The following is a 15,349-nucleotide window of genomic DNA, read 5'->3' on the forward strand; positions in this document are numbered from 1 at the left end:
GGCGGCTCACCACCGAATCAGGCAACAAGCTTCACACCCCCCATGGCGGACACGCCAACAGAACAGGTGATTCAAATGAAGGTCAGAACTCTCGCTTTAGCTCTTATCCCGCTCGCGATGCTCGCTACGGCCTGCGCCCCGGCCAACACAGCGGCAAATTACCCCACAAAGGCCATTGAAATGGTGGTTCCATTCAACGCCGGCGGAGCCACGGACATTGCAGCCCGGGTCATTTCAGAGGCCGCTTCCGATGACCTCGGCGTACCCGTCAATGTGGTCAACAAACCGGGGGCAAACCAAGTCACCGCCGTCGACTCCGTCAACCGGGCAGCCCCTGACGGGTATACCCTGCTGGCCGACGGCGCTGGATCCAGCTCGCTGCAGGCCCTCGCGCCCAACCTGCCCTACAAATGGGAGGACAGGAAGTTCGTGGCACGAATCCTCAGCGGATCGCACGTCTATGCAGTGGGCAAGGATTCCCCCTCCAAGACTCTCGACGAACTGATGACCAAGGCCAAGGCCAATCCCGGAGGTTTCAAGGTTGCCTGGCTTGGCGGCAGCAGCACCAGCGACTTCGCACTCCTGCAACTGCTGGTCGCCAATGAAGTTGACGTCAGCGCCATCCAGCGCGTCCCGTTCCGCAGCTCCGGCGAGGGAATGATAGCCGCAGCCGCAAACGACGTGGACATCGCCGTCGGAGGTGCAAGCGCCGCCTTCTCCCTGCACAGCTCAGGGGACCTGAATGTGCTGGCATCCACCGGCAAAGTCCGCGAAACAAAACTGCCCGACGTCAAAACCACCACTGAACTGGGCCAGCCCGATGTAAACATCCTCTACTGGGTTGGCGTTTCAGGCGCACCCAAACTGCCGGACACCGTCGCCGAAAAACTCGCAGCCAGCCTGACGAAGATCTCTGAAAATGAGGACTTCAAGAAGAAGGCCGACGGCGTGGCCATGACCGTCGACATCGCCACCGGCGAGGAATTCGCCAATGACGTCAAGGCTGAGGCGGAAACCTTCAAAGCACTAGCAGCTGAACTTGGCTGAGATGAAAATCCATCTGGAAACTGAATCAGGGGGAACTGTCGCAAGACTTATCCGTCAACTGGGCGTTCCCATCGTCCTGCTGGCTATTGCCCTCCTGACCATCGCTGACGGTCTGCGAATCGTCACGAGCGGGCAGGACAACCAATCCGGATTCTTCATCCTTGCCATAGGCCTCTGTTTTGCCCTCTTCATCATCATCGGCAGCCCGCTGGCGCGTACCCGTCGCCCTCCCCAGGGACCTTCCCCCCTGGCCGGCGAAGAGATGGTGCCCATTTCGCAGACCGATCCTCGGGCCGAGGTCCTTCCCGAAGGACCTTTCCCCTTGGCCGGCGGCGAGATGCCGCTCGTTTCGCATACCGATCCTCAGGCTGAGGAACAACGAGCCGGATACATGAAGCAGGTCCTGATTGCCGTAGCGCTCATCATCGTGTGGGCCCTCGCGCTTCCCTGGATCGGTTTCGCCATCAGCAACGGACTCTTTCTCATCGCCTTCATGATCCTTGTGGGCCGCAGGAAGGTCCTCAGCTCCGTGCTGCTTGGCGCAGTCATCGGCGCCGGAACTGCCTTCGGATTCTCAGCACTGGGTGTTGTTCTTCCACAGGGAATATTCGGGATTTAGCAGAGGAACAACACAACATGGACATCAACGTATTAGGCACCGGCTTCTTAGCCGTACTGCAACCCATGACACTACTTTTGGCATTCCTGGGCTGCCTCATCGGAACAATGGTCGGAATGCTTCCAGGGCTGGGGCCGGTCTCGGCCGTCGCCATCCTCTTCCCACTCACGACCTACCTGGACCCGGCGACCGGGATCATCGTCCTCGCCTCGATCTACTACGGGGCAATGTATGGCGGATCCACCAGCGCCATTCTGCTCAACATCCCCGGCGAGGTCTCGTCGGTGCCGGCAGCCATGGAAGGGTACAAACTCAAGCTAAAGGGCAAAGCCGGGGCAGCCCTTTCCATGGCCGCCATCACCTCCTTCATCGCCGGGATCGCCGGCACCATCGGAATAATGATCATCGGCCCATCACTGGCCGGCTTAGCCCTGGAGTTCGGCCCCCCGGAACGCCTGGGTCTGATCGCGTTCGCCTTGACCGCTATCATCGGCGTTTCCGGCGCCAAAGTCAGCAAAGCCCTGGCCATGGGGGCACTCGGTATGATCCTGGCTTCAGTCGGGCTGGACCAGTCCAGCGGAACGGAAAGGCTGACATTCGGCTCCTCGGAACTGCTGCAGGGACTCGATATCGTTCCCGTCATGATGGGACTCTTTGGCCTGGCAGAAGTCATCCTTACCCTTACCCGGCCAGCCCCGAGCATGGAATCCGGAAAAATTGGCAGCCTTATTCCCAGCCGGTCCGAATTCTCACGGGGCACAATGGCAGGCGTTCGAGGGACCGCCAGCGGCTTCTCGCTGGGTCTGCTGCCGGGCATGTTGCCTTCGGTTACCGCATTCCTCAGCTATGCTTCCGAGCGCCGTCGCTCCGAGCGAAAAGGTGGCAAGGAATTCGGTAACGGCGCCATCGAAGGGGTGGCAGGACCCGAGGCCTCCAACAACGCCGCAGCCATGGCCGGATTCGTCCCACTATTCAGCCTGGGCATCCCGACCGGGCCCACCATGGCCCTCATCCTCGCCGCGCTGCTTGTCTATGGCGTCGTTCCCGGCCCGCAAATGTTCACCACCCAAGCACCACTAACGGCCACGATCATAGCCAGCTTCCTCGTAGCCAACGTCATCCTGATCATCCTGAACCTGCCCATGGTAGGCGTATGGGTCCGGTTGGCCCGTGTCCCTTACGCCATTCTGGCCCCGATTATCGCCAGCTTCTGCATCCTGGGCGCATACCTGACACGTAACAGCTTCCTCGACGTCTGGGTATGCATCGCCTTCGGACTCATCGGCTGGGGCATGGCCAAGTGGAACCTGCCGGTCGCCCCGCTGGTCATGGGATTCATTCTTGGTCCCATGCTCGAGCTGGCGCTCCGGCAGTCGATGGCGATGTCTGCAACATTCTTCATGGAACGACCGATCTTCATCGCATTCTTCGCCCTCGCCATTATCTCGCTCATCGCCTCGGGACGCCTCCGCCGGACCGGCGCCGCCGTAGCCGACTCCGACTAGGAGAACCAAACTGTGAAACAACGCGTTGCCGTCGTAGGCGCCGGAGTTATCGGGTCAGCCGTTTTCGCGAGCCTTTCAGAGGCAGGTAACGACGTAACCATCTACGACAAAGGAGCACCAGGATCCGGATCGTCAGCCGTCTCTTTCGCCTGGATCAACTCGAACAACAAGACCCCGAAACCCTACTTTGAACTCAACAGGGCAGCGCTTCGTGAACACATTGAGAGGCAGCACAATGGAAGCCGCGCCTTCCACCAGACCGGCTATTACGAACTGGCCACCGAACAAAAACACATTGAACGTCTTCAAAACAAAGTCCAACGACTGGCTGACTGGGGTTACGACGTCGAAGTCCTTACCCCTGAGGCCGCTCAGTTGGCGCTGCCGGAGCTCGCACCCGCTACTATCCGGGGGTTCAATGCATTCTTCCCGCAGGAAGGCTACTGCAATATTCCAGCCTTCATCGCCGAGTGCCTCGACACAGGACGGCGCAACGGCGGAAGGTTCATTCTCAGCGAAGTCCTCAACATTGAAACCAGCCCTTCCGGCGTGACGGTGCACCACCGCCACGGACCCAGCAAATCATTCGACCGGGCCGTCATTGCCGTAGGCCGGTGGACACAGGAAGTGACGCAGGGCTGCGGCATCAACATCCCGATGCATGACGATCACACACCCGGGTCAGCAAATGTCGGCTTCCTGGCCGTTACCGAGCCAACCGCCGTGTCCCTGCGTTCGGTGGTAACGACGAGCGATCTGGGCTTTCGCCCGGACGGACACGGACGTCTCATGCTGCAATCCCTGCCCCTCGACGCGCAGGCCGACATCGCCCGGCAGTACCCGCCCCGAAGCACCATAGCGAAGGAGTTTGAGCGGCGCCTTTCGAGCACTTTCAATACCGGCTTCCCGATCTCCGTGGACCGGGTAAACGTTGGATACCGCCCGCTGACCAAAGACGGCCTCACCATCGCAGGATTCACGGATTCCAACGAGTCTTTGTATGTGATCGCAACACACAGCGCTGTAACGCTTGCTCCGTTGCTGGCCAGATTTGCGGCCGCAGAGATCTCAGGAGACGTTGTCCAGACTTTAACTCCCTTCCGCCCTTCACGTTTCCGAGCCGCGACGACCACAAACCATCCCGTTACAGCCGCACGAACACCCGGGGACCAATAACTCCCGGGCAACGGACGGAAACGAAGGCCCAATACCCCGGCGTGTAGTAGGCCACTTGCTTGTCCCGGCTGTGGCCGACACCCCGACGTCAACGGCATCCGGGCAGCGTCCAGCGGGGCCACGCCTGCCGGCAGCCCTGCCATCCACCAAGCAGCACGCGGCAGCAGCCCATCCAGAAAAGTACTACGTCCCAGAAAGAACCCAATGACCACAACAGCCGTGAACCACCTCCCCGCAAGCCACGACCCCGCCACGAGCCTGGCCTCCGCCGTCACCATTTTCAACTCCATCGCCGTCAGCACCCAGATCCCACGCAAACCAGACGGTTCAGTTGAGCTCGGCGACATCCGTGAGCAGTCCCGCCAGGTCCTGGAGAACCTTCAAACGGCATTGGCCCGGGCAGGAACCAGCCTTTCGAATGTGCTCCAACTGACCATTTATCTGACCGACATGTCCGAAAGAACCGGCTTCAACGAAGTCTACGAAGAGTTCTTCCCGCGACCATATCCATCCCGATGCGCAGTCGAAGTCTCCTCCTTGGCCCGAACGGGCATGAAAGTTGAAGTAACGGCCATGGCCGCAATACCGCCTGCCGGAATCTGACACCGAAAAGCAAGCAGAGACGGGTAAGTTGACGGCGATCCCGGCCAAAGAGGCAGAACGCAACCCGGATCTCGCCGGCGAGGTTTGACTTCCCGCCTCGACGAGTGCGGGTGTCGGCACCACTTCCCCGTGACAAGCTGACGCCCGGAAGGAGCTGGGTGGCGGGGCCGTTCTCTCGCTGGAACTAGCGGCAGGGAGTGCATCGTCCACAGGTTTGTGGACGTACGCATCGCAATTTGGCGAAGCTTCGGTCAAATAGCGGTTGACCGAAGCTTCGTTTCATTATGCCTAGCTGAACCTTAGGGTTTGCTGGGAGGGAGTCAGTAAGACGATGACCAGGAACCTGTGTCTTTGGCCAAACTCCGTGAATCGGCCGATAGCGGCAGTTATATCGTGTCGCTGGCTGGGAGCTGCACTGGTTGGTTGGCCAGTTGCTTCAAACGATTGACCGTTCCCGGGTTTCCCCGAAGGGCACGTCCTGATGGAGAGCTGCCGAGTAGCGGCGGAGGTCATGCCGGGTCACGAGGTGGATTCCAAAAAAGTCCGCTGGGAAGAGCTGCTTCCCCGCGAATTCAGGGCACGCCAGGAGCAGACACCCATTGTGTACCTACCCCTTGGCCTGTGCGAACCGCACGGCCATGTTGCGGCTTTCGGCCTCGACACATTTAAAGCGGTATGGCTGTGCGAACAAGCAGCCAGTCGCTTGGGAGGGATCGTAGCCCCCACCCAGGGCTACCAGATTCACGAGACCGGGTACCACCGACCATGGCTAAAGGAAGTCATCGGCGAAACCAATCCGAATCTCGGCAGCGTCCCACCCGACGTCCTGCTCCGCATGCTCCTCCTCCAGCTCCGGGCATTCGTCAACGCCGGCTTCCGAGTCGCCGTCATCCTCACTGGACACCACGGCAACCAGGCGGACCTGCGCATCGTCGCCGAAGAGGTCATGCAGGTCCGACCGATCCGAATAGTGACCGTCAGCGATCCGGAGCTCGCCAGGGGCGCCTTCGACGGAGACCACGCCGGCCGGTACGAGATCTCCCAGCTACTCTTCATCAGGCCCGATCTCGTGGACCTCACCCGCGTAGGAGACATCGACACAAGCCCGCTGGGCCGATTCGCCCAAGGGGAAGACGCCGCCGAGGCAAGCACGGAATACGGCCGCGCCATCCTGGAGTACAGTCTCGACGAGCTGGAGCGGCAAATCCATGCCGCTCTACCATATGAAGACGCGATAGACCCCTTGGGGATTGACGAGACCGACGAGATCTGGCAAAGGATCCTAGCCCGTAAGGGCGAATGGCGCACCCTATCCGAACGCAACCCGGACCTCGCCCACGAGTCCTGACTTCCCGCCTCGACGAGTAGTACGAGCAGGTGCGGTCACCACTCCCCCGTCGGCCCTTCAGCCCAGTTGGGCCGACGTCTGGGCACTCGAAAACTGGAAGGACTCATCGAATCACACATGAGCCCGTCCGTCCTGCCATTTTGGACGCGATGTTTCTACGCATTGGAGGCACTCGCATCCCAGCCTCAGCTGTTGCTACGCTCCCTTAGACTCCAGTTGAACTACACCCAAACCTGCCGTCTGGCAGCCGCTGAAGCACCGTCAGGTGTGAATGACAGCGATAAATGGCGGCGTTTTAGCAGCGATATATGTCGCCCCCGGCAGTCCGTTAGCCGATCCTTCAACGGACGTCCCACGAGCGAATGGATCAGAGGTTCAGCGCGGAGAGCACTCTTGTGCGAAGCAGCTGGTACTCGCTGACGTACGCTCGAGGCCGCAAGGGAACCGGTTCCAGTAATGAACTGCATCCTCATCGGGCATGGTTCAAGGTTTGCCGGGCCTATTTGCTGCTACCGGCCACACATACGCCGGGAAACTACGAGCGCTACGTGGTAGTCTCCGCGATCCACGTGGTGATGCTATCGAAGTCGTGGGGTCGTGGGGTCGTGGGTTCGTGGATGAAGTATCCTGCCGCCGCGGACCATAGCCCTCGCGGGCTGCCGTCCTACTGCTCTGCGAGTCTGACCTGGTTGAGTGTACTGTGGATGCTTGATATCCCGTGGAACCGGGCGCCAATGGCGGAGACGGCGATGGTCGGGTGGCTTCGGAACGCACCAAATCCCCAGCGCCGCCGGCAGGAAATGTGTGCGGCGGAGTCAACGTCAAACTGAAAAACCCTAATCTTGGCTACAGCTCTGCGACTTGCTCCGGATGCCGCCTGCTGACACGCAGTGCCGGGCCGCTCACATCGAGTGCCCGGCACTGTGCGTGCTCCGTTTCCGGATTTACTGAAAGGTCGTGAATTTCTGGGCAGTGTCTTTGGTGACGACTTCAGTGCCGGTATCGATCCGGGGCTCAAACTTGTCTCCGCGCGCGGCTGCGGCGGCCGTGGTCACCGCGGTGGTGCCCATTTTTTCGGGAACTGGGCGATGCTTGCTGTTTCTGTGCCAGCCAGGATGGCATTGGCCTCGTCCGGGAGGGCGTCGAATCCCACGAGCAGCAGGCCCGGCTTGAACGGATCAGACTTTTTGCGAGCTTCGATGGCTCCCAGGACGGGCGGTCCGCAGGCGCTGTAGATGGCGTCCACGTCGGGATTGGAAGCGGCGAAGGCCTGCATGACGTTTACGCCCTTCAGCGTCCTTCGGGTCGCCCTCTCGGCCCTGGTATCCACCGTCAGCACCATCTTCGGTGTTTACGCCCTGTCCTTCGCGGTAAACACCGTACATCTGGACAGGTCAACGATGCTGTGGGTCGGCGTCGCCACCAACCTCGTAGCCCTGGCCTCCATCCCGCTCTGGGCCATGCTCGCCGACCGCTTCGGCCGCAAGCCCGTCTACATCTTCGGTGTCCTGGGCAGCGGCATGCTGATGTTCCTCTACCTCGCCGTGCTCTCCGGCGGGAACTACTTCCTGATCTTCATCGTCGCAATCCTGATGTCCGGCATCGTCTACCAAGCCCAGAACGGCATCTTCCCGGCCTTCTACTCCGAAATGTTCCCCACCCGAGTCCGCCTCTCCGGCATGGCCATCGGCACCCAGATCGGATTCGCCATCGCCGGTTTCGCCCCCAGCATCGCCGCCGCCATCGCCGGGCCGGGCATAAGTGGTTGGGTCCCGGTCGCGGCCATGACGCTCATTGCCTGCGTCATCGCTGCCATCGCCGCCTCCACCGCCGGGGAAACCGCCAAGATGACCCTGCAGGACATCGAAGAAGCCGCAGACCTCAAGAGCAACCATGCACTCACCGGTGCGCGCAGCTGAGGGCGCAGGTGAGGAACGTACCGCCGGGCGCGGCAAGACCGTTCCGCCGACCCGTCAACTTGGGCCGGTCATACGTTCCTCTTGATCCCACTATGAACGGCGCTGGCAAGCCGTAACCCAGCCAGCCAAGAGGACCCCGCTAACCGTTTTGGTTGGCGGGGTTTTTGGTCTGGTCAAATGGCTGGTCTGGCCAAACCCGGTCTGCGCCGGGCCGTTCGCGGGCTTGCCCTGGGCATTGTGCACCAGCCTTGTTCCGCACTTGATGTTCCGCCCGGCCTCCGGTCATCACACCGCCGGCCGCCAAAACGGCCGCCTCCAGCCCTTATCCCCCGCATTTTTCGGCATTTTGAAACGCCGATAATGGATGGACCTTACGCAAAGTAAATGGCTTGAATCTTCAAGTAATAACTCTTTCGATGCATATTCAACACGCCGTCACGCTGACGACACGCTGACCGTTAAATGAGCCTAAGTACTCCACAGGATGTGGATTCCCGCCACCAAAATGCCGGAATTCCGGACATTTTGAAGGCTCCCGCCTGTGGATTAAGAATGCATAAAATGACAAAGTTGTAATACATCATCTTGGGGTCCGCAGAGGCGTCTGCACTACATGTAGTGTTTTAGACGTGCTAGAAGTTAGGCACAAAAGCCTCAGGGCCATCCATCCTGAGGTTAAGGCTTCCAGTGCTGCTCAAAAGCGGGCGCTGGTACATGAAGAAGACCCCGGGCTCAAAACGTTTCGGGGAAACGCTTCGGAGGGCCGGGGTCCGATGTCTTCGCAGGACGTTCCAGACTCTACGGCCTCCCACCGCTGAAATAAACCCGGGTTCCTGTCCGGAGCGGCGCCTTTCCCAACATGCGATGGCGTCTTCGCCCACCTAATTCTGGAGCTATTTTTGATCGAGATTGATTTCCTTCCTGTCGAGAACCCGGACGAATCCTCTACACGCAGCGGTGATGCGATTGCCGCCAGGTTCACCCCTCCCGGCAGTTCTACTCCCGTTGTTGTGGTCTTCGATGCGGGGTTCACCGACATCGGCGATAGCCTGGCCAACCACATCGAACAGCACTACAACACGACGCACATTGATTACGTAGTGTCCACCCACCCCGATGCTGACCACATTAATGGCCTGATCACCCTGCTCGATCGCTGCACGGTGGGTGAACTGCTGATGCATCTGCCATGGCTGCATACCAGCAACGCCGGTGAGTTGAGCAACTACGAGAAGATCGCAGAACTGTACCTCAAAGCCAAGAAGTCCGGGGTCACTATCACCGAGCCGTTCGAGGGAATCACCCGGGGCGGTGGTGCCCTCCAGATCCTTGGCCCCACCGTGGACTTGTACCGCGAAAGTTTGAATGAAGAACTTTCACATTATGCAGAAGGTAACGCCTCTTTTAGCTCATTGTTTGCGTCAGCCGGTCCACTCGCTACGCTCAAGAAGACGTTGGAGCGGGCTCTTGCACTGTTTCCGGTCGAGACGCTGACCGACACTGACGACACGTCTCCTCGAAACCAGGCGTCCGTAATCACGCTCCTTGACGTCGACGGCAGGCGCCACCTTCTTACCGGCGACGCCGGCATTCGCGGACTTAACAACGCCGCTGATGCCTACGAGAACACTTACGGTGCCCTAGGCGCGTCACCTCTTTCATTCATTCAAGCCCCTCATCATGGCAGCCATCACAACGTGGGTCCGACCGTGCTGGATCGCCTGCTCGGACCAAAAGAACAAGGGTTCGGAGCGCCCACAATATTCATCTCAAGTGCACGCCTCTCTGAAAAGCATCCTTCCCCCCGCGTGACCAATGCGTTCGGACGGCGTGGCGGGCGGGTGTATGTGACTGAAGGAAAAATCATCGGCCACAGCCACAACGCTCCCGCCAGGTCTGGCTGGTCTTCCGCGACCGTGCTTAGCCCTCTTGTCGAAGACGATGCCTAATGAGCAAGAATGTGTTTTCCGGCTGGGATCCCTATGCCCGAAAGGCGCTATGGGGTCCCGCCGGGATCGCAATCATCCCCGCGGTTATCCTCTCGGCTTATTGGGTTCCAAGTTTTGTTTGGGTTGGTACAGGAGTATCACTTGCTGTCTCCTTCGGACTGACGATTGCTTTGGCGGAGTGTGTCCGCCCGCTAGGACGAAGGACCCAGGAACGGCTAATTGAGGGCTGGGGCGGATTTCCGACCACGCAAGCTTTGCGTTTCGCTAATGGGACGCATCAACAGCTTCGAAAACAACGTCGGCGGCATGTCGAGATGGTCAGCGGGCATACCCTTCCAACGAAATCGGAGGAACGCTCAAAGCCAAACGCTGCGGACGAGCGTTATGAACACGCGGTGTACGCTGCCATTGCTCTGATGCGCGAGGGCGGCGTCGACATTGAACGACTTAATTCGGAGAACGTATCGTACGGCTTTCGCCGGAACACCCGTGCTCTCAAAGCGATCGCGCTAGTGATTCTCGCCGTGGCAGGACTTGCGAACCTTTATCTAATGGCCGCGAAAGGGGCGTTGCTGATTGGAGGCAGCATCGCAGTCCTTGACCTCCTAGCCATGGGTTTTTGGATCATCGTCGTGCGAGACCGCTGGGTCACCGAGCAGGCGGAAATCTATGCAACGCGTTTTTTCATCAGCGCTGATGTCACTGCGACTCAAGGGCGGGTAGGCTCCCGTCGCTGATTGCGACGCGGCGGTGCCATAAAGCAGAGGGGACTAAGTCACCCCTGCTTTTGATCGTATTGGCTACTCATAACGGTTCCCGTCAAGGGCCGCCTTGCTGCGGTACAACTCAATCTGACGTCAGGCAGATCACATCAACGCCGTCAGAACAGCGTCGACTTCATCTTTTCCTGACAAAGGTTGGAGCAGCTCATAGATCCCAGCCTGACACTACCGGCGGCCCTCAGCGGTAGCGCGACATATTCATCGACGAACCCAAGCGCAGCCGCTTCGCCACCCCCCGCATCTGCAGGGCGACATATGGCTGGCTATCGGTGTCGAAAAGTCGGCACCAAAACTAGGGGCGCGAAAATTGCAGCGGATCCGACCTACTTAGGTGCCAAGTTCGCGCGGAATTGTTTGGGTTCACGCCCCCACCCGTAGGGGTGGTGTCGTGAGGCCTATGGATAGCACATGGATGATGCCTTCAGCTGCGCCGTCGACGCTGATTAGGGTGAGTAAGAGGTGAGTACTGAGCGGATCTGGCCTCTTCCGGGCCGCCAACGGTAGTAATCCTGCAGGTCAGCGCCCGATTTGACCCGCCAGAGGATTCCAACCGAAGATCCGCCCCTTACATGTTAATTTTTCCGCCCGCTCTGCGTGAGCGGCATTCGCATTTAAGCCGCAGGTCAGGACCCTTTTCTAACCCAGCGGACGGGTTGGAACCGAGTAAACGTTCCAGATTCCTCTACAGGATCTGGTCCTGCGCGTCATGGGCCCCAGAGTAAAACCGCAGGTCAAAGCCACAAGCTTGAGCCTCCTGTCGGATTCGAACCGACGACCCCCGCTTTACAAGAGCGGTGCTCTGGCCAACTGAGCTAAGGAGGCGCGCCCCCGAGGGGCGTGCGCCGCAAGGCGCTAGATAAGGTTAGCCCAAGTCCGCCCGCTCGTAAAAACGCCGGCAAGGGCGAACCGGAGCCAAAACAAAGGACCTGCTTCCGGAATCGATCCGGAAGCAGGTCCTCTGAGTGGAAGGACTTTAGCCCTTCGCGGTGATCGCTGCCTGTAGGAAGTCAGGGAACGGGGTCTGCGCACTGGCACCCTTGCCCCACTGCTGGCCGTCCACAAACACCGTAGGCGTGCCGGTGACGCCGATCGCCGCGGCCTGCTTGGTTGTGAACTTCACGTACGGACGGTAGGTCTTCTCGTCGATGCAGGTGTCAATGTTCTTGGCGCCGATGTCCGTGGCCATGGTCTTGAGCCTGTCGTCGGAAAGACCGGCAGTACCTTCGGCAGGCTGGTTGGCGAACAGCGAGTCCACAAACTCCGCGTACTTCTCCGGAGACCCATTCACAACACACGCGGCGGCGTTGGCTGCACGGGAGGAGTAGTTCGTGGAGGACCGGTTGTCCAGGAACCCGAGCGCCCGGTATTCCACCGAGATCTTGCCCTCGTTGCGGAGCGCCGTCAACTGCTCGTTGTACTGTGCCTCGAAGTTCTTGCAAACCGGGCAGATGAAGTCAACGTACAGGACCACCTTGACCGGCTTTCCGGCCTCAGCTTCGGCACCGGGGGCAACTACTTCAGCCGGCGCGGTTTTCGGGGGCTCCCCCACGGAGGCTGCGTCAACGGTGGCTGCTTCCAGCTTCGCGACGTCGGTATTGGCCAGCAAGGTGATGCCACCGTTGACGTTGCCGTTGGCCGGCGCCGGCCCCTGGTCAGCGATCGGGGCGTTCTGCCGCATCGTTGTGGTCACCACCAGCCCCACCACCACAAGGATGGCCACCACGGCCACCACAATGCCCCAGCCGATCAGCAGCTTGTTGCGCTTGTCCTTCGTCAGCTGCGCCTCACGGATCAGGCGTGCCTTCTCGCGCGCCTCCGAGGTTCGCTCAGCCTTGGACTTACGTATTTCATTTGCGGGGCTCATGTGTTCCTTGGGTCGATCGACATAGGGGGACCACTCTGTGGCGACTCCACCATTTTAGGGGACAAACCTGAGAGCTTGCGCTTTCAAGTATTCAGCCCGAATAACCAACGGACGAATAGCCGCGAAGATTCCATCCTATTAAGGTGGCTTAAAGGCACAAGCAACCCCAGGGGGCCGCAATGCAAACACCCGTCCAAGAAAAACCAACAGCTGTACCTGCAACCGGCGCCGCCGCGAGCAGCCACAGCACGGCCGCCACGTACGATTTCATGGTTGTCTCCAACAGGCTGCCCGTTGACCGCTGCGCGCCAGGTGAGAGCGGCGACGACGGCTCCGGCTGGCGCCGCTCCCCCGGCGGCCTGGTGACTGCCCTCGCACCCATGATGACCAAGACCGACGGCGCGTGGGTGGGTTGGCACGGCGCCCCTGACGAAACCGTCGAGCCTTTCAGCCACGGCGGCATGGACCTCGTGCCCGTCCAGCTGAGCAACGACGACGTTGAGCTCTACTACGAGGGTTTCTCCAACGCCACCCTGTGGCCCCTCTACCACGACGTCATCGCCCCGCCGGAGTTCCACAGAACCTGGTGGGACGCCTACCGCAGGGTCAACCAAAGGTTCGCCGACGCCGTCGTACGCCATGCCGGCCAGGGCGCCACGGTGTGGGTCCAGGACTACCAGCTGCAGCTGGTGCCGCGGCTGCTGCGCCAAGCGCGGCCGGACCTGCGGATCGGGTTCTTCAACCACATCCCCTTCCCCCCGCCGGAAATCTTCGCGCAGCTGCCGTGGCGGCAGGCCATCATCGATGGCCTGATGGGCGCAGACCTGGTGGGCTTCCAGCGCCCCAGCGACGCCGGTAACTTCATGCGCTCCGCCCGCCGCTTCTTGGGCGCCAGCGTCAAGCAGCAGCAGGTGCACGTGAAGGGTAAGTACGGCGAGATCACGCACATCGCCAGGGCCCAGGCCTTCCCCATCTCCATCGACGTGGCCCAGATCAGCGAACTGGCCCACAACCCTGAGATCATCGAGCGTGCACGCCAGATCCGCCAGGACCTCGGCAACCCCAAGACCATCCTCCTGGGCGTGGACCGGCTCGATTACACCAAGGGCATCCGGCACCGGCTCAAGGCTTTTGAGGAACTCCTGAACGAAGGCAAGCTGACGGTCGGCGACGCAACGCTGATCCAGGTTGCCAGCCCCAGCCGTGAACGGGTCGAGCAGTACCGCCTGCTGCGCGAGGAAATCGAAGGCACCGTCGGCCACATCAACGGCACCTACGACACCATCCAGAACACCGCCGTCCGCTACCTGCACCACAGCTACCCCGTGGAAGAGATGGTGGCGCTCTACCTCGCCGCCGACGTCATGCTGGTGACCGCACTGCGGGACGGCATGAACCTCGTGGCCAAGGAATACGTCACCGCCCGCAAGGACAACGACGGCGCCCTGGTCCTCAGCGAGTTCGCCGGCGCCGCAGACCAGCTCAAGCAGGCGCTGCTGATGAACCCGCACGACATCGACGGCCTCAAGGACACCATCATGCGGGCCGTCGATCTGCCTCCCAAAGACGCCGCGCGCCGCATGCGGTCCATGCGGAAGCAGATCCTGGAGCACGACGTCGACCACTGGTCAGCTGACTTCCTGGCCGCCCTGAATGAGAAAGTTGTGCGCGATGACTCCTGACGCCCGCCCCGCCAAAGGCCCGCTGGCCTTGTCCCCCGAACTCCGGCAGGCCGCCCGGCGCATCGCCCAGACGGAACACCTGCTCGTGGCGCTGGACTTCGACGGCACCATCTCCCCGATTGTCGACCGTGCCGACGACGCCCGTCCCCTTCCGCGCTCGGCCGCCGCTTTCGCCGGGCTCGCCGCCCTTCCACGCACGACGACGGCACTCCTCTCAGGCAGGGCCCTCGCCAGCCTGCGCGCGGTCGCCTCGCCCCCGGTGGACACGCTGCTGATCGGCAGCCATGGCGCCGAGGCGTGGCTGGGCCCCGGCTCCGCGGAGCTGACACTCGATGAAGCTCAGCGCCTGCTGCTGGCCGAAGTCCGCGGTGTCCTCGAAGAAATCGTTGAGCAGGCACCGGGCACGCTCCTCGAAGACAAGCCCGCAGGCGTAGTCCTGCATACCCGGCTGGCCACGGACGATGTTGCCGAGGACGCGGTGGCTGCGGCCCGTTCCGTTCTCCAGGACCGCAAGGGCGTTTTCCTGAAGAACGGCAAACGCGTCCTGGAAACATCGGTAGTCAACGCCTCCAAGGGCGAGGGCCTGACGTTCCTGCGCCAGATCACCGGGGCCACTGCGGTCCTCTTCGCCGGCGACGACGTCACGGACGAGGACGCCCTGGCGCGCCTGGAATCCGGCGATGTGGGCGTCAAGGTGGGCCTGGACTTCACCCAGGCCGAGTTCCGGGTGGAAGCCCCGGCCCACGTGGCAGAACTGCTCGAAGCGCTCCTGCAGGAACGGAGCCTGGTGGTGGCCGAAGAAGAGCCCGGCACTGACTGAACATCGGCGACATGTCCAACCTCACATGTGACCTC

Annotated in this window: 13 protein-coding genes and 1 tRNA gene; 11 read left to right on the forward strand and 3 right to left on the reverse strand. The window is 60.9% G+C overall.

The features are described 5' to 3' along the window. The first annotated feature begins 75 nt into the window (after positions 1 to 75). The 6 genes from AU252_RS06405 (at position 76) to AU252_RS06430 (ending at position 6,298) form a co-directional block, all read left to right on the forward strand. Positions 76 to 1,047 carry a tripartite tricarboxylate transporter substrate binding protein gene (locus tag AU252_RS06405; protein WP_157768946.1) on the forward strand — a complete coding sequence of 324 codons (972 nt, stop codon included), beginning with the start codon at positions 76 to 78 and terminating at the stop codon, positions 1,045 to 1,047. A gap of 1 nt (position 1,048) precedes the next feature. Then, positions 1,049 to 1,666, forward strand: coding sequence for a tripartite tricarboxylate transporter TctB family protein (locus AU252_RS06410; RefSeq protein ID WP_058930009.1), 618 nt, complete (start codon positions 1,049 to 1,051; stop codon positions 1,664 to 1,666). A 65-nt stretch (positions 1,667 to 1,731) separates the two neighbouring features. After that, positions 1,732 to 3,171: a tripartite tricarboxylate transporter permease gene (locus tag AU252_RS06415; protein WP_205630645.1), complete on the forward strand. Its 1,440-nt coding sequence runs from the start codon at positions 1,732 to 1,734 to the stop codon at positions 3,169 to 3,171. A gap of 12 nt (positions 3,172 to 3,183) precedes the next feature. Continuing rightward, positions 3,184 to 4,347, forward strand: a complete 1,164-nt coding sequence (locus AU252_RS06420; RefSeq protein ID WP_058930011.1) for an NAD(P)/FAD-dependent oxidoreductase — start codon at positions 3,184 to 3,186, stop codon at positions 4,345 to 4,347. 204 nt (positions 4,348 to 4,551) lie between these two features. Then, complete coding sequence (locus AU252_RS06425; protein ID WP_058930012.1) at positions 4,552 to 4,950, forward strand: RidA family protein; 399 nt, start codon at positions 4,552 to 4,554, stop codon at positions 4,948 to 4,950. A 481-nt stretch (positions 4,951 to 5,431) separates the two neighbouring features. After that, positions 5,432 to 6,298, forward strand: a complete 867-nt coding sequence (locus AU252_RS06430) for a creatininase family protein (protein WP_058930013.1) — start codon at positions 5,432 to 5,434, stop codon at positions 6,296 to 6,298. Positions 6,299 to 7,349: 1,051 nt separating this feature from the next. Here AU252_RS06430 and AU252_RS06435 read toward each other — a convergent pair. Next, positions 7,350 to 7,574, reverse strand: a complete 225-nt coding sequence (locus AU252_RS06435) for a sugar ABC transporter substrate-binding protein (RefSeq protein ID WP_058930014.1) — start codon at positions 7,572 to 7,574, stop codon at positions 7,350 to 7,352. Between AU252_RS06435 and AU252_RS06440 the strand changes: the two genes are divergently transcribed. The 3 genes from AU252_RS06440 (at position 7,573) to AU252_RS23800 (ending at position 10,903) form a co-directional block, all read left to right on the forward strand. Further along, positions 7,573 to 8,217 carry an MFS transporter gene (locus AU252_RS06440; protein WP_058930015.1) on the forward strand — a complete coding sequence of 215 codons (645 nt, stop codon included), beginning with the start codon at positions 7,573 to 7,575 and terminating at the stop codon, positions 8,215 to 8,217. The genes AU252_RS06435 and AU252_RS06440 overlap by 2 nt on opposite strands. 899 nt (positions 8,218 to 9,116) lie before the next feature. After that, complete coding sequence (locus AU252_RS06445) at positions 9,117 to 10,166, forward strand: ComEC/Rec2 family competence protein (RefSeq protein ID WP_058930016.1); 1,050 nt, start codon at positions 9,117 to 9,119, stop codon at positions 10,164 to 10,166. Beyond that, positions 10,166 to 10,903, forward strand: a complete 738-nt coding sequence (locus AU252_RS23800; protein WP_157768947.1) for a hypothetical protein — start codon at positions 10,166 to 10,168, stop codon at positions 10,901 to 10,903. The genes AU252_RS06445 and AU252_RS23800 overlap by 1 nt, the downstream gene beginning before the upstream one ends. A 793-nt stretch (positions 10,904 to 11,696) precedes the next feature. On the opposite strand, the gene AU252_RS06455 is transcribed toward AU252_RS23800, so the two are convergent. Continuing rightward, positions 11,697 to 11,770 (reverse strand) — tRNA-Thr (locus tag AU252_RS06455). A gap of 151 nt (positions 11,771 to 11,921) precedes the next feature. Then, positions 11,922 to 12,812, reverse strand: coding sequence for a DsbA family protein (locus AU252_RS06460; RefSeq protein WP_058930018.1), 891 nt, complete (start codon positions 12,810 to 12,812; stop codon positions 11,922 to 11,924). 179 nt (positions 12,813 to 12,991) lie between these two features. Between AU252_RS06460 and AU252_RS06465 the strand changes: the two genes are divergently transcribed. Both AU252_RS06465 and otsB read left to right on the forward strand, forming a co-directional pair. After that, entirely contained in the window at positions 12,992 to 14,494 is a 1,503-nt protein-coding gene (locus tag AU252_RS06465; protein WP_058930019.1) for an alpha,alpha-trehalose-phosphate synthase (UDP-forming), read from the forward strand. Next, positions 14,484 to 15,314, forward strand: coding sequence for a trehalose-phosphatase (otsB, locus tag AU252_RS06470; protein ID WP_058930020.1), 831 nt, complete (start codon positions 14,484 to 14,486; stop codon positions 15,312 to 15,314). The genes AU252_RS06465 and otsB overlap by 11 nt, the downstream gene beginning before the upstream one ends. The last annotated feature ends 35 nt before the right edge of the window (positions 15,315 to 15,349 follow it).

This window comes from Pseudarthrobacter sulfonivorans (genome assembly GCF_001484605.1).
Lineage (GTDB): Bacteria > Actinomycetota > Actinomycetes > Actinomycetales > Micrococcaceae > Arthrobacter > Arthrobacter sulfonivorans_A.